The 16,082-nt window shown below is 65.3% G+C and carries 18 protein-coding genes; 16 read left to right on the top strand and 2 right to left on the bottom strand.

The window, feature by feature from the left end; genetic code table 11:
- The first annotated feature begins 154 nt into the window (after positions 1-154).
- The 16 genes from ccmA to V0R62_RS00495 all read left to right on the top strand — a co-directional run bounded on the left by ccmA (position 155) and on the right by V0R62_RS00495 (position 13,331).
- Positions 155-787, top strand: a complete 633-nt coding sequence (gene ccmA / locus V0R62_RS00570; protein WP_280081378.1) for a cytochrome c biogenesis heme-transporting ATPase CcmA — start codon at positions 155-157, stop codon at positions 785-787.
- Positions 784-1,452, top strand: coding sequence for a heme exporter protein CcmB (ccmB, locus tag V0R62_RS00565; RefSeq protein ID WP_028691018.1), 669 nt, complete (start codon positions 784-786; stop codon positions 1,450-1,452). The genes ccmA and ccmB overlap by 4 nt, the downstream gene beginning before the upstream one ends.
- A gap of 46 nt (positions 1,453-1,498) precedes the next feature.
- Positions 1,499-2,266 (top strand): heme ABC transporter permease, encoded by a 768-nt coding sequence (locus tag V0R62_RS00560; RefSeq protein ID WP_198742961.1) that lies wholly within the window; start codon positions 1,499-1,501, stop codon positions 2,264-2,266.
- Complete coding sequence (gene ccmD / locus V0R62_RS00555; protein WP_011534872.1) at positions 2,263-2,439, top strand: heme exporter protein CcmD; 177 nt, start codon at positions 2,263-2,265, stop codon at positions 2,437-2,439. Before V0R62_RS00560 ends, ccmD begins: the two co-directional genes overlap by 4 nt.
- The gene (gene ccmE / locus V0R62_RS00550; RefSeq protein ID WP_198742960.1) at positions 2,436-2,891 is read left to right on the top strand and encodes a cytochrome c maturation protein CcmE; all 456 of its coding nucleotides are present in this window, start codon (positions 2,436-2,438) and stop codon (positions 2,889-2,891) included. The genes ccmD and ccmE overlap by 4 nt, the downstream gene beginning before the upstream one ends.
- Before the next feature lie 11 nt (positions 2,892-2,902).
- A complete protein-coding gene (locus V0R62_RS00545; RefSeq protein WP_330102412.1) occupies positions 2,903-4,876 on the top strand; it encodes a heme lyase CcmF/NrfE family subunit in 1,974 nt (657 codons plus the stop codon).
- On the top strand, positions 4,873-5,409 hold the full coding sequence (locus tag V0R62_RS00540) for a DsbE family thiol:disulfide interchange protein (protein ID WP_330102308.1): 537 nt from the start codon (positions 4,873-4,875) through the stop codon (positions 5,407-5,409). Before V0R62_RS00545 ends, V0R62_RS00540 begins: the two co-directional genes overlap by 4 nt.
- Entirely contained in the window at positions 5,406-5,882 is a 477-nt protein-coding gene (locus tag V0R62_RS00535) for a cytochrome c-type biogenesis protein (protein ID WP_330102307.1), read from the top strand. The genes V0R62_RS00540 and V0R62_RS00535 overlap by 4 nt, the downstream gene beginning before the upstream one ends.
- Positions 5,875-7,062, top strand: coding sequence for a c-type cytochrome biogenesis protein CcmI (gene ccmI, locus V0R62_RS00530; RefSeq protein WP_330102306.1), 1,188 nt, complete (start codon positions 5,875-5,877; stop codon positions 7,060-7,062). Before V0R62_RS00535 ends, ccmI begins: the two co-directional genes overlap by 8 nt.
- Positions 7,063-7,074: 12 nt before the next feature.
- Positions 7,075-7,497: a hypothetical protein gene (locus V0R62_RS00525; protein ID WP_028691025.1), complete on the top strand. Its 423-nt coding sequence runs from the start codon at positions 7,075-7,077 to the stop codon at positions 7,495-7,497.
- Positions 7,498-7,567: 70 nt separating this feature from the next.
- Positions 7,568-8,506: a 2-hydroxyacid dehydrogenase gene (locus tag V0R62_RS00520; protein WP_330102305.1), complete on the top strand. Its 939-nt coding sequence runs from the start codon at positions 7,568-7,570 to the stop codon at positions 8,504-8,506.
- Between the two features lie 49 nt (positions 8,507-8,555).
- Positions 8,556-9,344: a PhzF family phenazine biosynthesis protein gene (locus V0R62_RS00515; RefSeq protein ID WP_330102304.1), complete on the top strand. Its 789-nt coding sequence runs from the start codon at positions 8,556-8,558 to the stop codon at positions 9,342-9,344.
- A gap of 1,044 nt (positions 9,345-10,388) precedes the next feature.
- Positions 10,389-10,802: a GFA family protein gene (locus V0R62_RS00510; RefSeq protein ID WP_330102303.1), complete on the top strand. Its 414-nt coding sequence runs from the start codon at positions 10,389-10,391 to the stop codon at positions 10,800-10,802.
- 73 nt (positions 10,803-10,875) lie between these two features.
- Positions 10,876-11,214 carry an FKBP-type peptidyl-prolyl cis-trans isomerase gene (locus tag V0R62_RS00505; protein ID WP_330102302.1) on the top strand — a complete coding sequence of 113 codons (339 nt, stop codon included), beginning with the start codon at positions 10,876-10,878 and terminating at the stop codon, positions 11,212-11,214.
- Between the two features lie 215 nt (positions 11,215-11,429).
- Entirely contained in the window at positions 11,430-12,092 is a 663-nt protein-coding gene (locus V0R62_RS00500) for a histidine phosphatase family protein (protein WP_330102301.1), read from the top strand.
- A 45-nt stretch (positions 12,093-12,137) separates the two neighbouring features.
- Positions 12,138-13,331, top strand: coding sequence for a D-amino acid dehydrogenase (locus tag V0R62_RS00495; RefSeq protein WP_330102300.1), 1,194 nt, complete (start codon positions 12,138-12,140; stop codon positions 13,329-13,331).
- Between the two features lie 88 nt (positions 13,332-13,419).
- Here V0R62_RS00495 and V0R62_RS00490 read toward each other — a convergent pair whose 3' ends face one another.
- Together V0R62_RS00490 and V0R62_RS00485 are read right to left on the bottom strand one after the other, a co-directional pair.
- Positions 13,420-14,148, bottom strand: a complete 729-nt coding sequence (locus V0R62_RS00490) for an aspartate/glutamate racemase family protein (RefSeq protein ID WP_028692810.1) — start codon at positions 14,146-14,148, stop codon at positions 13,420-13,422.
- A gap of 18 nt (positions 14,149-14,166) precedes the next feature.
- Positions 14,167-15,702, bottom strand: coding sequence for an NCS1 family nucleobase:cation symporter-1 (locus V0R62_RS00485; protein ID WP_330102299.1), 1,536 nt, complete (start codon positions 15,700-15,702; stop codon positions 14,167-14,169).
- Between the last annotated feature and the right edge of the window lie 380 nt (positions 15,703-16,082).

The following is a 16,082-nucleotide window of genomic DNA, read 5'->3' as shown; positions in this document are numbered from 1 at the left end:
GTTGAACCCGCCCTCTTGGCAGCGCGCTGGCGCGTGCAATAATGCCGCTCGCTCGCCATTGCCAGTATAACGGCAAGGGTTGGAGCGACTTGAGACGCAGGCTGCAATCGGTGCCGGCACCGGTGGCAGACCTCACACTGCATAAGGCGATACCGTGACCCTTCACCTCCAAGCCGCGGGCCTGGCCTGCGAGCGCGACTGGCGGCTGCTGTTCGAGCACCTGCACTTCGAACTGCACCCTGGCGACATGCTGCAGATCGCCGGCCCTAACGGCAGCGGCAAGACCAGCCTGCTGCGCCTGCTGGCCGGGCTCATGCAACCCACCGCCGGGCAGATCCTGCTCGGCGGCCAGCCGTTGGCCGAACAACGCCATGCCCTGGCCAGTATCCTGCTGTGGATCGGCCACGCCGCGGGGATCAAGGATTTGCTTACCGCCGAAGAGAACCTCGCCTGGCTCTGCGCCCTGCACCGGCCGGCCGGTCGCGAGGCGATCTGGCAGGCGCTGGAGGCTGTCGGCCTGCGCGGTTTCGAGGATGTGCCCTGTCACACCCTGTCCGCCGGTCAACAACGCCGGGTCGCCCTGGCCCGGCTGTACCTGGACAGCCCGCCGCTGTGGATCCTCGACGAACCGTTCACCGCCCTCGACAAGCAGGGCGTTGCCCAGCTCGAAGCCCACCTCGCGGCCCATTGCGAGCAGGGCGGCACTGTGGTGCTGACCACCCACCACACGCTCGAGCGCAAGCCATCCGGCTACCGCGAGCTGAACCTGGGGCAATGGGCGGCATGAGCGTATTCCTTCTGTTGTTGCGCCGCGAGGCGCGCCTGTTGTTCCGTCGCCCGGCGGAGCTGGCCAACCCGCTGGTGTTTTTCGCCATCGTCGTCGCCTTGTTCCCGCTGGCGGTCGGTCCGGAGACGCAATTGTTGCAAACCTTGTCGCCGGGCCTTGTCTGGGTCGCGGCCCTGCTGGCGGTACTGCTGTCACTGGACGGGTTGTTCCGCAGCGATTTCGAGGACGGTTCGCTCGAGCAGTGGGTGCTTTCGCCGCATCCGCTGGCCTTGCTGGTGCTGGCCAAGGTGCTGGCGCACTGGATCTTTTCCGGGCTGGCGCTGGTATTGTTGGCGCCACTGCTGGCATTGATGCTGGGCTTGCCGAGCGCCTGCCTGCCGGTGCTGCTCGCCTCCCTGCTGCTGGGCACGCCGGTGCTGAGCCTGCTGGGCGCGGTAGGCGCGGCGCTGACGGTCGGTCTCAAGCGCGGCGGCCTGCTGCTGGCGTTGCTGATTCTGCCGTTGTATATCCCTGTATTGATCCTGGGCAGTGGTGCGTTGCAGGCGGCGTTGCAAAATATGCCAGCCACCGGCCATCTGCTCTGGCTCGCCAGCCTGACGGCGCTGGCGGTGACACTGGCACCCTTTGCGATCGCGGCCGGCCTGAAGATCAGCGTCGGCGAATAACGAGTCCCGGGCACCGCAGCCCGGCCAATACCCTGGATGTACCCTGATGAAAATGAGTTGGACGTGGTTCCACAAGCTGGGTTCCCCCAAATGGTTCTATGCCATCAGCGGCCGCATGCTGCCGTGGCTGACCGTTTCTTCTATCGTGCTGCTGCTGGTCGGCATCACCTGGGGCCTGGCCTTCGCCCCCCAGGACTACCAGCAGGGCAACAGTTTCCGCATCATCTATATCCACGTGCCGACGGCCATGCTGGCGCAGTCGTGCTACGTGATGCTCGCGGTGGCGGGCGTGGTGGGGCTGGTGTGGAAGATGAAACTGGCCGACGTCGCGTTGCAGTGCGCGGCGCCCATCGGCGCCTGGATGACCGCGGTGGCCTTGGTGACCGGGGCGATCTGGGGCAAGCCCACCTGGGGCAGCTGGTGGGTCTGGGACGCGCGCCTGACGTCCATGCTCATCTTGCTGTTCCTGTACTTCGGCATCATCGCCCTGGGCCAGGCCATCAGCAATCGCGACAGCGCGGCCAAGGCCTGCGCGGTGCTGGCGATCGTCGGCGTGGTCAACATCCCGATCATCAAGTACTCGGTGGAGTGGTGGAACACCCTGCACCAGGGCGCTACCTTCACCCTTACCGAAAAGCCAGCCATGCCGGTGGAAATGTGGCTGCCGCTGCTGCTCACCGCGCTGGGCTTCTACTGCTTCTTCGGCGCCGTGCTGCTGTTGCGCATGCGCCTCGAAGTGCTCAAGCGCGAGGCCCGCGCCAGCTGGGTCAAGGATGAGGTGCTGGGGCAGCTCGGACGGGAGGCTGCACGATGAGCTTTGCGTCCTTCAGTGATTTTCTCGCCATGGGCCATCATGGCCTGTACGTCTGGTCGGCCTATGGCATCTGCCTGGCAGTGCTGGCGCTGAATGTCGCCGCGCCCCTGCTGGCCCGCCGTCGCTACCTGCAAGAAGAGGCGCGTCGTCTGCGCCGGGAGAGCAAACCGTGAATCCGCAGCGCAAGAAACGCCTGTTCATCATCCTCGGCCTACTGGCCGGTGTCGGCGTCGCCGTGGGCTTCGCCCTGAGCGCGCTGCAGCAGAACATCAACCTGTTCTACACCCCGACGCAGATCGCCAACGGCGAGGCGCCGCTGGACACCCGCATCCGTGCTGGCGGCATGGTCGAGAAAGGCTCGGTGCAGCGCTCGGCCGACTCGCTCGACGTGCGCTTCGTGGTCACCGACTACACCAAGTCGGTGCCGATCACCTACCGTGGCATCCTTCCCGACCTGTTCCGCGAAGGGCAGGGCATCGTCGCCCTCGGCAAGCTCAATGCCGAGGGCGTGGTGGTGGCCGACGAGGTGCTGGCCAAGCACGACGAGAAATACATGCCGCCGGAAGTCACCAAGGCCCTGAAGGAAAGCGGCCAGGCCGCCAGCGACGCGGGAGCCAAGCCATGAATGCGGCCCTGGTGATTCCCGAACTCGGCCAGCTGGCGATGATCCTGGCGATCTGCTTCGCCGCCGTGCAGGCCACTGTACCGCTGCTCGGCGCCTGGCGCGGCGACAGCCTGTGGATGGGCCTGGCGCGGCCGGCGGCCTGGGGGCAGTTCGCCTTCCTGGCGTTTGCCTTCGCCTGCCTCACCCACGCCTTCATGACCGACAACTTCTCGGTCGCCTACGTCGCCAGCAACTCCAACAGCGCCTTGCCCTGGTACTACAAGTTCAGCGCCGTGTGGGGCGCCCACGAAGGCTCGCTGCTACTGTGGGCGCTGATCCTCGGCGGCTGGACCTTCGCCGTGTCGATCTTCTCGCGCCAGTTGCCGCAGGTGATGCTGGCGCGGGTGCTGGCGGTGATGGGCATGATCAGCGTGGGCTTTCTGAGCTTCCTGATCATCACCTCCAACCCGTTCTCGCGCCTGCTGCCGCAGGTGCCGGGCGATGGTCGCGACCTCAACCCGCTGTTGCAGGACTTCGGCCTGATCGTCCACCCGCCGATGCTGTACATGGGCTATGTGGGTTTCTCGGTGGCCTTCGCCTTCGCCATCGCCGCCTTGCTCGGCGGGCGCCTCGATGCCGCCTGGGCCCGTTGGTCGCGGCCATGGACCATTGTCGCCTGGGCCTTCCTCGGCGTGGGCATCACCCTCGGCTCGTGGTGGGCCTATTACGAGCTGGGCTGGGGTGGCTGGTGGTTCTGGGATCCGGTCGAGAACGCCTCGTTCATGCCCTGGCTGGTAGGTACGGCGCTGATCCACTCGCTGGCGGTCACCGAAAAGCGCGGGGTGTTCAAGAGCTGGACGGTGCTGCTGGCCATCGCCGCGTTCTCCCTGAGCCTGCTGGGGACCTTCCTGGTGCGCTCCGGCGTGCTGACCTCGGTGCATGCGTTCGCCGCCGACCCGTCGCGCGGCATCTTCATCCTGATCTTCCTGCTGTTCGTGGTCGGTGGCTCGCTGACTCTGTTCGCCCTGCGCGCGCCGGTGGTCAAGAGCCAGGTGGGCTTTGCCCTGTGGTCCCGTGAAACCCTGCTGCTGGCCAACAACCTGGTGCTGGTGGTGGCGGCCTCGATGATCCTGCTGGGCACCCTGTACCCGCTGGTGCTCGACGCCCTGACCGGGGCCAAGCTGTCGGTCGGCCCACCTTACTTCGACGCCCTGTTCCTGCCGCTGATGGCGCTGCTGATGGTGGTGCTCGGCGTGGGCGTGGTGGTGCGCTGGAAGGACACCCCGGGCAAGTGGCTGGCCGGCATGCTGACCCCGGTGCTGGTCGGCAGCGCGGTGCTGGCGCCGGCCGCCGGGCTGATCGTCGACGACTTCGACTGGCCGGCCCTGAGCGTGTTTGCCCTGGCCGCCTGGGTGGTCCTGAGCGGCGTGCGCGACATCCTTGACAAGACCCGTCACAAAGGCCTGGCCAAGGGGCTGGCGGGCCTGAGCCGCAGCTACTGGGGCATGCACCTGGCGCACCTGGGCCTGGTGGTGTGCGCCCTGGGCGTGGTGTTGTCGAGCAACAACAGCGCCGAGCGCGACCTGCGCATGGCGCCGGGCGAGACCGTCGAGCTGGGTGGCTATCACTTCCTGTTCGAGGGTGCCAAGCACTTCGAAGGTCCGAACTTCATTTCCGACAAGGGCACCGTGCGCGTCTCGCGCGATGGCCGCGAAGTGTCCGTGCTGCATCCGGAAAAACGCCTGTACACCGTGCAGCAGTCGATGATGACCGAGGCCGGCATCGACGCCGGCTTCACTCGCGATCTGTATGTCGCCCTGGGCGAGCCGTTGGAAAACGGCGCCTGGGCGGTGCGGGTGCATATCAAACCCTATGTCCGCTGGATCTGGCTGGGCGGTCTGCTGACCGGCCTGGGCGGCTTGCTGGCGGCCCTTGACCGACGCTACCGTGTCAAGGTCAAGACCCGGGTGCGTGAGGCCCTGGGCGTGTCTGGAGCGACTGCATGAAGCGTTGGATCATGGTGGTGCCCCTGGCGGTGTTCCTGCTGGTGGCGGTGTTTCTCTACAAGGGGCTGTTCCTCAAGCCCGATGAACTGCCTTCGGCGATGATCGGCAAGCCCTTCCCGACGTTCTCGCTGGCGAGCGTGAAGGGCGATCGGACCCTCACCCCGGCCGATCTGATCGGTCGCCCGGCGCTGGTCAACGTGTGGGGCACCTGGTGCCCATCGTGCAAGGTAGAGCACCCTTACCTGAACCAGCTGGCCGAGCAGGGCGTGGTGATCCACGGCGTCAACTACAAGGACGACAACGCCGCCGCGCTTAAGTGGCTGGCCGAATTCCACAACCCGTACCAGCTGAACATCGCCGACCCGCAAGGCTCTTTGGGCCTGGACCTGGGCGTGTACGGCGCGCCGGAAACTTTCCTGATCGATGCCAAGGGCATCATCCGCTACAAGCACGTGGGTGTGGTCGATGCCACGGTATGGCGCGAACAGCTGGCGCCGCTGTACCAGGGCCTGGTCGACGAGGCCCGGCCATGAGGCGCTGGCTGGCGGCCGCCGTGCTCGGCCTGAGCCTGGCCGGCGTGGCCAAGGCGGCCATCGACACCTACCAGTTCCGCGACGACGCCGAGCGCGAGCGCTATCAGCAACTGACCAAGGAACTGCGCTGCCCCAAGTGCCAGAACCAGGACATTGCCGACTCCAACGCGCCCATCGCCGCCGACCTGCGCCGCGAGATCTTCCGCATGCTGGGCGAGGGCAAGAACAACCAGCAGATCGTCGATTTCATGGTCGATCGCTATGGCGACTTCGTGCGCTACAAGCCGGCGCTCAGCGGGCGCACCTGGCTGCTCTGGTTCGGCCCGGGGATTCTCCTGGCCGGGGGCTTCGTGGTGCTGGCGCTGATCGTGCGCCGTCGCCGTGGCCAGTCCGTGGCCGGCAACACCGAACTGTCCGCCGACGAACGCGAGCGTCTGGCCAAACTGCTGGATAAAGAACGTACCCATGACTGAATTCTGGCTTAGCGCGGGCCTGCTGCTGCTCGCTGCCCTGGCTTTCCTGCTGCTGCCGATCCTGCGCGGTCGTCGTCGCCAGCAGGCCGAGCAGGACCGTACCGCCCTCAACGTGGCGCTCTATGAGGAGCGCGTCGCCGAGCTGGCCGCCCAGCAGGCTGCCGGTGTTCTTGACGAACAACAACTGGCCAACGGCCGCGACGAGGCCGCCCGTGAGTTGCTGGCCGACACCGAACGCGGCGATGTGACGCGCCAGGGCCACCTGGGCAAGGCCGTGCCGCTGCTGGCGGCGGTGTTGGTGCCGGCCATGGCCCTGGGGTTGTACCTGCACTTCGGCGCCTCGGACAAGGTCGAACTGACCCAGGAGTTCGCCAGTGCGCCGCAGTCGATGGCGGAAATGACCACGCGCCTGGAGCGTGCGGTGCAGGCCCAGCCCGACTCTGCCGAAGGGCTGTACTTCCTTGGCCGGGCCTACATGGCCGAACAGCGTCCAGCCGACGCGGCCAAGGCCTTCGAGCGCGCCGTGTCCCTGGCCGGGCGTCAGCCCGAGCTGCTCGGGCAATGGGCGCAGTCGCTGTACTTCGCTGCCGATAAACAGTGGTCGGCGCAACTGCAGGCGCTCACCGATGAAGCGCTCAAGGCCGACCCGCAGGAGGTCACCAGCCTCGGCCTGCGTGGTATCGCCGCCTTCGAGGGCGAGCGCTACCAGGAGGCCATCGACTTCTGGCAACGCCTACTGGCGCAGTTGCCGCAGGGCGACGCGTCCCGCGACGCACTGCAGGGCGGCATCGACCGCGCCGCCGACAAGCTCAAGGCCGGTGGCGGCAAGGTGGCCGAGACGGCGCGCCTGAAGGTCCGGGTGGAGCTGGCCGCGGCGCTCAAGGACAAGGTACGTCCCGACGACACCGTGTTCATCTTCGCCCGCGCCAGCAATGGCCCGCCCATGCCGCTGGCGGCCAAGCGGGTGACCGTGGCGCAGCTGCCGATCGAGGTGGAGTTGTCCGATGCCGACGCGATGATGCCGCAGATGAAACTGTCGGACTTCGCCGAAGTCCAACTGGTTGCCCGAGTCTCGCGCGCCGGGCAGCCCACCCAAGGTGAATGGAAGGGCCAGAGCGCCCCGCTGGCCACCGGTACCCAGGGCACCCAGCATGTGACCATCGACAGTCCCGACTCATAAGAGAGCAGCCCCATGAACAGCACCGTCCGCCTGACCCTGATTTCCCTGGCCCTGGGTCTTTCCGCGTGTACGGTGCATCAGCCCGGGGAGCGTGAGCCGCTGCCGCCGATCGAGACCACGCCGCCGCACAAGGGGCCTGTGGTCAAGCCCTTGCCGGGTGGCCAGCCCGGCACCCAGCCGAGCAAGCCGGCGGCGATACCCAAGCCGATGCCACGCACCTCCGCCAGCTTCGCGCCACCGCCGGGGGGCGCCAGCCACTGGGACCCGAAGCTGGGGGTCTATGTGCTGGAGAAGCAGCCCAACACCTTCTACCGCCAGCGCACCTATTACCGCTGGAACAATGGCTGGAGCTGGTCGCTGAGCCCCAACGGGCCATGGCAGGACACTGACAGCAGTGGCGTGCCGGGCGGGTTGGGCAGGGCGTTCGGGCAGTAGTTGCCGTAGAGGCCCTATCGCGGGGCCAACAGCTGGCATAATCCCCCTTCGCATTCAACCGGAGGGTGGCATGAGCAAGACAGTCCTGGTACTGGTGGAAACCGTCGATGACTACCTGCCGCTATTGGAACGGGCCGGCTACCGCCTGATCCGTGCACCGTCGCCGCGGATGCGCGCCGACGCCATTACCCGTCATGCCGGCGAGATCGACGCCGTGCTCACCCGTGGCCCGCTGGGCCTCACTGCCGATGAAATTGCCACACTGACGCAGTTGCAGATCATCTGTGTGATCGGCGCCGGCTACGAGCAGGTCGACCTCGAGGCCGCTGCGGCGCGCGGCATTACCGTCACCAATGGCGCGGGTGCCAACGCCGGGCCTGTCGCCGACCACGCCATGGCAATGCTGCTGGCGCTGCTGCGCGATATCCCCCGTGCCGATGCCAGTACCCGACGCGGTGAGTGGAACCGGGTGATCAGTCCCTCGGTCAGCGGCAAGCGCCTGGGCATCATCGGCCTGGGCGCGGTTGGCCAGGCCATCGCCCGCCGTGCGAGCCAGGGCTTTGACATGAATGTCAGCTACCACAGCCGCACGCCTCGCCGGGACCAGCCCTACACCTGGTACGACAGCCCGCTGCACCTGGCGGATGCCGTGGACATCCTGGTGGTCGCGACGCCCGGCGGCAGTGGTACCCGGCATCTGGTCGATGGTTCGGTACTGGAAGCCCTGGGCGCCGAGGGGTACCTGGTCAATATCGCCCGGGCCAGCGTGGTGGACACCACGGCGTTGGTCGCCGCGCTGGAGCGGGGCGTGATCGCTGGGGCCGCGCTGGATGTGTTCGATGACGAGCCTGCGGTGCCCGATACGCTCAAGGCGCTGGGTAACACGGTGCTGACCCCGCATGTGGCCGGGCAGTCGCCGGAAGCGGCTCGCGATACCGTGACCCTGGTGCTGCGCAACCTGCAGGCGTTCTTTGCCGGCGAGCCGGTGTTGACGCCGGTTCGCGGTTGAATCCTTTCTGAAGTCCGCCCGGCGCGGTGCCGGGCCTGAGGAGCTTTGCATGCAACTTGAGATCTTCCAGGTCGACGCGTTTTCATCCGTGCCGTTCGGCGGCAATCCCGCAGCGGTGATTCCGCTGCAGCAGTGGCTACCCGACGAGGTGCTGCAGCGCATTGCCGAAGAGAACAACCTGTCCGAGACGGCGTACTTCGTGCGTAACGGCGAAGCGTTCGACCTGCGCTGGTTCACGCCGGCGGTGGAGGTCGACCTGTGTGGGCATGCGACGTTGGCGGCGGCCTGGGTGTTGTTCGAGCAACTGGGTGAGCAGGCCGAGGTGCTGCGATTCAATACCCGTAGCGGGGAGTTACGGGTTCGGCGTGATGCCGATGGTCTGCTGGCGATGGATTTTCCGGCCAAGCAGCCGGTGGCCGTGGAGATTCCGGCGGGGTTGCTGGAGGCGCTTGGGTTGAGTGAGGCTCGGGCGTTGTATCGGACCGACGATTACGTGCTGGTGATTGACGATGTGTCGCTGATCGAGAGGCTCAAGCCGGATTTCGTGGCGTTGTCGGCGTTTGATGTGCGGGGGATTGCGGTGACGGCGGCGGGGCGGGGGTTTGATTTTGTCACGCGGTGGTTTGGGCCCCGGGTTGGGGTCAATGAGGACCCGGTGACCGGGTCGGCGCATACGTCCCTGGCGCCCTATTGGGCGCAGCGGTTGGGCAAGAGCAGCTTGCGCTGTGAGCAGGGTGGGGCGCGCAAGGGGCAGTTGCAATGTGATTTGCCGGGGAATGGGCGGGTGATTATCAGTGGGCGGGGGGCGCTTTATTTGCGGGGGGTGGTTTTTGTTTGAGTTGCTAGTTGCTAGTTGCTAGTTGCTAGTTGCTAGTTGCTAGTTGTGGTTTGTGGTTTGTGGGGTGTGGTGGTTTTGGTGGTTTTATGCGCATTCATTTATGATGGGGACGCATATTCACCTTTCCGCCCTTACGGCGGGTAACTTTTTGAAGGATCAAAAAGTCACCAAAAAATCCTCGCTCCATTCATCCGGCCCTCCGCTTCGCTCCGGGTCCCCTCACTCCGGCCTTGCTCCCGGGAGGACCGCGCTGCAGGGCCCATCCTGGGCCCCAGCGCTTGACGGGCATCCATGCCCGTCACCTCCCTCCGCAAGACCTCCGTTCGACCTCCTGAAGTCGCGAAGTTACGAGCGGCGCCTGGACTGGCGCAGCTGTCGCTAGTTTAAATTTAATTAATCTCTCGAACGCATCGCGGGGCAAGCCCGCTCCCACGCAATAGCCGTCGTTATATAGATCTCTGTAGGAGCGGGCTTGCCCCGCGAAAGGGCCGGAACAGCCAATACATAAATACTGGTCTAACAACTAACTTCGCGCTTCTTGCTCTTGCTCTTGCTCTTGCTCTTGCTCTTGCTCTTGCTTCTAAGCGCGCGATAGTCCAGGCAACACCAATTGCGACTTCAGGAGGCCAAGCGGAGTTCTTGCGGAGGGAGGTGACGGCCATGGATGGCCGTCAAGCGCTGCGCCCCAGGATGGGGCGTTCAGCGCGGTCCTCCCGGGAGCAAGAACGGAGCGAGGGAACCCCGGAGCGAAGCGTAGGGGCCGGATGAACGGAGCGGGGCGGCTTTGGTTACTTTGGCCAAGACCAAAGTAACCCGCCGTAAGGGCGGAAAGGTGACTAAATGTCGTTATCTTCTACGAATGCGCATAAAAAATTAAAAACCCACACCCTGAAACCCGAACCCGAACCCGAACCCGAACCCGAACCCGAACCCGAACCCGAACCCGAACCCGAACCCGAACCCGAACCCGAACCCGAACCCGAACCCGAACCCGAACCCACCACCTATACTCCAACTCCCAAAAACAACAGCAAGGAGCCCCCCATGCCCCAGGAAAACCAAGGCACCTGCCTATGCCAAGCCACCAAACTGACCGTCAAGGTCGATAACAACCACGTCAGCGCCTGCCACTGCAGCATGTGCCGCAAATGGACCGGCGGCCCACTGCTGGCCGTCCATTGCGCCGAACCCCCGCAGTTCGAAGGTCCAGCCCCGAGCGTCTATGATTCCTCCCCCTGGGCCCAGCGCGGCTTCTGCGGCCAGTGCGGCACGCACCTGTTCTACCGCCTGAAAGAGAGCAACCTCTATGTCGTACCAGTCGGCCTGCTCGACGGTAAGGCAAACTGGACCTTCACCGAGCAGATCTTCATCGACGAAAAACCCGCCTGGTACTGCTTCAAGAACGAAACCAAGGACCTCACCGGCCAACAGATCTTCGAACAGTTCGCCCCGTCCTGAGCCGACCCGCCTTGCCAAACCCACACATTCCTGAGAAAAGGGCGCCCACCAAAACCGTCTCGAGGAACCTGCCATGAGCAGTGAGCTGCAAGTCATCGATCTACAGGAAGGCGACGGCAAGGCCGTGGTCAAGGGCGCGTTGATCACCACCCAGTACCGCGGCACCCTGGCCGACGGCAGCGAGTTCGATTCGTCCTGGTCGCGCGGCAAGCCATTTCAGTGCGTGATCGGCACCGGCCGGGTGATCAAGGGCTGGGACCAGGGCCTGATGGGCATGCGCGTGGGCGGCAAGCGCCGGCTGCAGGTGCCGGCACATCTGGGCTATGGCGAGCGCTCGGTTGGCACGATTCCACCGAACTCGGACCTCACCTTCGAGATCGAGTTGCTGGAAGTGCTGACCCGCGACAATTGAGCCACGAGCAATAATTCAGCAACACACATGCGTTAACGTCGCCTTTGTCCATGGAACGGCATGTGCGCCCAGGGAGGAACCAAACGGGTCGAGGGCACTCTGAGCCTCACTCGCTGCCACGGATGGCATTCACGACAGGGACGACCAGCAGCCAAGGCTGCGGGACCATGTGGCGGGGCAACCCAGTACCCCTTGCCACGAAGAGTCCGTCCCAGATGAAGCTGCCCACCTTCCTTCGCCGTCGTCGTCACCTGTTGTTGAGCCTGACGCTCGCCGCTGCGGCCGTGCCGCTGGCCCTGGATGTGGTCGAAAGCCGCGCGCAACCCGTGGATGGCACCCAGACCCTGGTCTTCCTGCGCCACGCCGAGAAACCCGGGGAGGGGTTGGGGCAGTTGAACTGCCAGGGGCTCAACCGCGCCCTGGACCTCGCCACCTTGCTGCCCGAGCGCTTCGGCAAGGCTGACTACGTATTCGCCGCCAACCCTTCGCGGGGTGTCGAGGAAGGTAGCCAGGATGAGCGCTACAGCTATATCCGCCCGCTGATGACCATCAGCCCCAGCGCCATCCGCCTCGGCTTGCCGGTGAACATCGACTATGGCGCCAACGATACCGATGAACTGGCTGATGAGCTGCTCAGCAGCAAATACCGCAATGCAACGGTCTACACCGCCTGGTCCCGCGGCTATCTTCCGGAACTGATCAACACCGTGGCCGGCAAGGCCCTGGGCGAAGAACGGGTGCTCACCGAAGACTGGCATCGCGACGATTTCGACACCTTGTACGTGCTCACGCTGACCTGGCGCGATGGCAAGGCGACCCTGCTCAGCCGCAACGTGCGCCAGGGGCTCGATCACGGTGAGCCTGGCTGCCCGACCTGACCTGCTGTTACTGTCGGGCCATCAGGCCTGGACGGGAATGTATGCATGAATCAGCGGGTGACAGTGATCGGCGGCGGGGTGGTCGGCCTGGCGACGGCTTATGCGCTGGTGCGCGACGGCTGGCAGGTCGACCTGGTCGAGGCCCGCGACAGCCTGGCCAGCGCCACTAGCTTCGCCAACGGCGGGCAGCTTTCGTATCGCTATGTGGCGCCACTGGCCGATGCCGGTGTGCCGTGGCAGGCGCTTGGCTGGTTGTTGCAGGGGGACTCGCCGTTGCGCCTTCGGTTGCGTCTGGACCGTGCACAGTGGCGGTGGCTGTCGGCTTTCGTCATGGCCTGCCGCACCTCCGTCAATCGCCGTAATGCCGCTCGGCTGCTGAGTCTGGCGCTCGAAAGTCAGGCGGCTTTGCAGCGCTGGCGCGAGCAGGACGGCCTCGATGATTTCGCCTGGCGGCGCAACGGCAAGCTGGTCGCATTCCGTACCCGGCGTGCATTCGACCACGGGCGCCAGCACCTGCTTGATCCCGACAGCCAACGAACACTGGATGCCGCCGAACTGCGTGGACTCGACCCGGCGCTGGCCGATGCACCTTTCGTTGGCGGTGTTTTTACTCCAGGTGAGGAAGTCGCCGATTGCCACCGCTTCTGCCTGCGCCTGGCCGAGCGCCTGGAAGCGTCCGGGCAATGCCGGTTGCTGTTGGGGCGGCCAGTGACACGGCTGATCGCGCACGATGATCAAGTGCTGGGGCTTGAGATGGGCAACGAGCGGCTGGAAGTGCAGCATCTGGTGCTCAGCGCCGGGCACCGTAGCGCTGGCCTGGCATTGCCGGGCTTGAATTTGCCGGTCTATCCCTTGAAAGGCTACAGCCTGACCGCGCCGGTTGGCGCCGCGCATCGGGCGCCCGAGGTGAGTATCACCGACTACGAACGCAAGATTGTCTATGCCCGGCTGGAAGACCAACTGCGAGTGGCGGCGATGGTGGATATCGTCGGCTACGACGAATCGGTGGATGCCGGCAGGCTCGCGAGCATGCGACGGCTGGCCCGGGAAACCTTGCCCCGGGCCGCCGACTACGGGCAGGCGGTGGAATGGGCGGGCATGCGGCCGGCGACGCCGACCGGGGTGCCGATCATTGGCGCCACGCGGTATCGCAACCTGTGGCTGAACCTGGGGCATGGGGCCTTGGGGTTCACCTTGGCCTGCGGCAGTGGCGAGCGACTGGCGAAGTTGTTGCGCTGACTGCATCGACCTGATCGCGGGGCAAGCTCGCTCCCACGAAGGCGTGAGAGGGCGGCGCGCCGATGCGACTTGCCCTGCGATAGGCAGATCAGCGACCGAAGCGCATCGGCCAACCCACCACCTTCTTCGCCCGCGGCGTGGCGTAGGTGCGCACCTTGGAGGTGCTCAGCCCCAATCTCACCAGCGATTCGGCAATGGTCACCGCCGCGCTCACCCCGTCCACCACCGGCACCCCGGTGCGCTGGCGGATCTGCTCGTCAAGCCCGGCCATGCCGCCGCAACCCAGGCAGATCACCTCGGCCTTGTCCTCGCGCACAGCCCGTTCGGCCTGCTCGACGATGGCTTCCACCGCACGCCGTGGGTCGCTTTCCAGCTCCAGCACCGCCAGGCCGCTGGCGCGCACCGAGGCGCAGCGCTCGTATAGCCCGGAGAGCTTGAGGCGGTCCTCGATCAGCGGCACGGTGCGGTCCAGGGTGGTCACCACCGAGTAGGCGTGGCCCAGGTACATCGCGGTGCTGGCGGCGGCATCGGTGATGTCCACCACCGGTACGTCCAGCAGCTCCTGCAGGCCCTCGCGGCCATGCTCGCCATAGCCGGCCTGGATCACGGCATCGAAGGGCTGGTCGTAGGCCAGCACCCGGTCCATCACCGCGATGGCGGCCAGGTAACTCTCGAAATTGCCCTCCACCGACTCGGCGCCGAACCACGGGGTCAGGCCGACGATCTCGGTACCGGGCGCGGCCACGCTGCGCGCTTGCTCGGCAATGGCTTCGGTGATGGCTTCGGTGGTGTTGACGTTGGCGATCAGAATACGCATGACGGATCTCCCTGAAATTCAGTGGCTGCTGTGGTCGACGGCGATGCATTCGCCGCTGACATCGAGGTATTGGCGGTGGCGTGGCGCAATCAGCAGGTAGACGGCGGCGGCGATACCGGCACCGATCAGCCAGGAGAACGGCGCGATACCGTGGAAGTTGGGCACCAGGGCCAGGACGATGGCCAGCAGCGCGGCCGGAACGAACGCGGCCACGGCGCGCAGGTTGATGCCGCGGGTGTAGTGGTAGGCGCCGGCGGGATTCTCGCTGTACAGCTCGGGCACGTTGATGCGGCCCTTACGCAGCAGCCAGTAGTCGGCCATGATCACCCCGTACAGCGGGCCGAGCAGGGCGCCCAGGCCCGAGAGGAAGTACACGATCACCAACGGGCTGTTGTACAGGTTCCACGGCAGGATCAGCACCGCCAGGGTGGCGCTGATCAGCCCGGCGCGGCGGAAGTTCAGGTGGCGCGGCGCCAGGTTGCTGAGCACGAAGGCCGGGGCGACGAAGTTGGCCATGATGTTCACCGCCACGGTGACGATCAGGAAGGCCAGGCAGCCCAGCACCAGGAACGCGGTGTTGGGGATGCTGGCGACGATCTGCGTCGGGCTGTCGATGACCTGGCCGTTGATCTGGAACTGCGCGCCGCACAGCACCACGGTGATCGCCGCGAACACCAGGATGTTCACCGGCAGGCCCCAGAAGTTGCCGACACGGATGGTCCTGCGGCATGGCGAGGAGCGGGCGAAGTCGCAGAAGTTGAGCACCAGGGTGCCGTAGATCGCCAGCCACAATGCGCCGCCGGCGAAGATGTTGCGCCACATCTCGTAGCCGCTCAGGGGCTCGGCGACCGACCAGGCGATGCGCGCATCGGCCTTGAAGTACATGAACACCGCCAGGCTCGCCACGGTCAGCAGGATCACCGGGCCGGCGAAGGCCTCGTAGCGGCGCACCATCTCCATGCCGTAGGCGAGGATCACCAGCTGCACCAGCCAGATCGCCACGAAGCACACCCAGCCCAGGCTCGACAGGCCGAGGATGCTGTCGTGGTCGTAGGCGGCCACCTGCGGCCACACGGCGGTCAACAGCACCCGCAGCACCACCGAGGCCAGGTAGGTCTGGATGCCGAACCAGGCGATGGCGATCACCGCGCGGATCAGCGCCGGGATCTGCGCGCCATGGATGCCGAAGGCGATGCGGCTGATCACCGGGAACGGCACGCCGGTCTTCTGCCCCATGTAGCCGGACAGGTTCATGAAGAAGTACACCAGCGCCGCGCCGATCGCCAGCGACAGCAGGATCTGCCAGCCACCCAGGCCGAGGGCGAACAGCCCCATGGCGAAGGAGTAGTTGGCAATGTTGTGCACGTCGTTGGTCCACAGCGCGAAGATGCTGTAGCCGCCCCAGCGGCGGCCTGCCAGTTTGGTCGGGGCGAGGTCGCGGTTGTGCAGGCGTGGGCTCAGTTCGAGATCGGCCGGTTGGCCTTCGAGGGTGGTGGTCGAGGGATGGGTGCTGGCAACGGAAAGTTCAGGGGCAAGGGGGAGGCTGCTACTCATTCCGGCGGCTCCTGATGCGTGTGACTGCGATGAGCGGGCGCTGGCGCACGGGCTCGCCATCTCGTCGGTGCAGGCGTTGGCATCACTGGGTTCTGGGCGCAACGGCCGCCGGTGGGGCGACGCTGCGGGTTCTTGTGTATTTATGTTTCGTTGAACTTGTATACAAAACACGGACACACAAAAGCCAGTTCCATGCCAGCGATCAACTTGCTTTCAGGTGGCTACTATTTTGAATCTATCTGTTTGAAAGATAAGTGAATGAAATACAGGAAATATAAACTGACCAAATGAACAGGTTATATTTTTTACTCGGTCTTTTAGTTGATCGATTGGTCAGATTTAGTTGGTTGGAGTGTGTAACCTAATGGGGCGTTATCTGT

This window comes from Pseudomonas carassii, from assembly GCF_036324045.1.
Classification (GTDB): domain Bacteria; phylum Pseudomonadota; class Gammaproteobacteria; order Pseudomonadales; family Pseudomonadaceae; genus Aquipseudomonas; species Aquipseudomonas peradeniyensis.
Note: the sequence above shows the minus strand (reverse complement) of the source record. Positions and strands in the feature narration are given on the sequence as shown.

Excerpts from the sequence above, each read along its gene's own strand:
- V0R62_RS00535 (WP_330102307.1), top strand. The coding sequence starts at position 5,406 with ATGAGGCGCTGGCTGGCGGCCGCCGTGCTCGGCCTGAGCCTGGCCGGC.
- V0R62_RS00560 (WP_198742961.1), top strand. The coding sequence starts at position 1,499 with ATGAAAATGAGTTGGACGTGGTTCCACAAGCTGGGTTCCCCCAAATGG.
- V0R62_RS00505 (WP_330102302.1), top strand. The coding sequence starts at position 10,876 with ATGAGCAGTGAGCTGCAAGTCATCGATCTACAGGAAGGCGACGGCAAG.
- V0R62_RS00510 (WP_330102303.1), top strand. The coding sequence starts at position 10,389 with ATGCCCCAGGAAAACCAAGGCACCTGCCTATGCCAAGCCACCAAACTG.
- ccmD (WP_011534872.1), top strand. The coding sequence starts at position 2,263 with ATGAGCTTTGCGTCCTTCAGTGATTTTCTCGCCATGGGCCATCATGGC.
- V0R62_RS00515 (WP_330102304.1), top strand. The coding sequence starts at position 8,556 with ATGCAACTTGAGATCTTCCAGGTCGACGCGTTTTCATCCGTGCCGTTC.
- V0R62_RS00495 (WP_330102300.1), top strand. The coding sequence starts at position 12,138 with ATGAATCAGCGGGTGACAGTGATCGGCGGCGGGGTGGTCGGCCTGGCG.
- V0R62_RS00525 (WP_028691025.1), top strand. The coding sequence starts at position 7,075 with ATGAACAGCACCGTCCGCCTGACCCTGATTTCCCTGGCCCTGGGTCTT.
- V0R62_RS00540 (WP_330102308.1), top strand. The coding sequence starts at position 4,873 with ATGAAGCGTTGGATCATGGTGGTGCCCCTGGCGGTGTTCCTGCTGGTG.
- V0R62_RS00485 (WP_330102299.1), bottom strand. The coding sequence starts at position 15,702 with ATGAGTAGCAGCCTCCCCCTTGCCCCTGAACTTTCCGTTGCCAGCACC.
- V0R62_RS00520 (WP_330102305.1), top strand. The coding sequence starts at position 7,568 with ATGAGCAAGACAGTCCTGGTACTGGTGGAAACCGTCGATGACTACCTG.
- ccmI (WP_330102306.1), top strand. The coding sequence starts at position 5,875 with ATGACTGAATTCTGGCTTAGCGCGGGCCTGCTGCTGCTCGCTGCCCTG.
- ccmB (WP_028691018.1), top strand. The coding sequence starts at position 784 with ATGAGCGTATTCCTTCTGTTGTTGCGCCGCGAGGCGCGCCTGTTGTTC.
- V0R62_RS00490 (WP_028692810.1), bottom strand. The coding sequence starts at position 14,148 with ATGCGTATTCTGATCGCCAACGTCAACACCACCGAAGCCATCACCGAA.
- V0R62_RS00500 (WP_330102301.1), top strand. The coding sequence starts at position 11,430 with ATGAAGCTGCCCACCTTCCTTCGCCGTCGTCGTCACCTGTTGTTGAGC.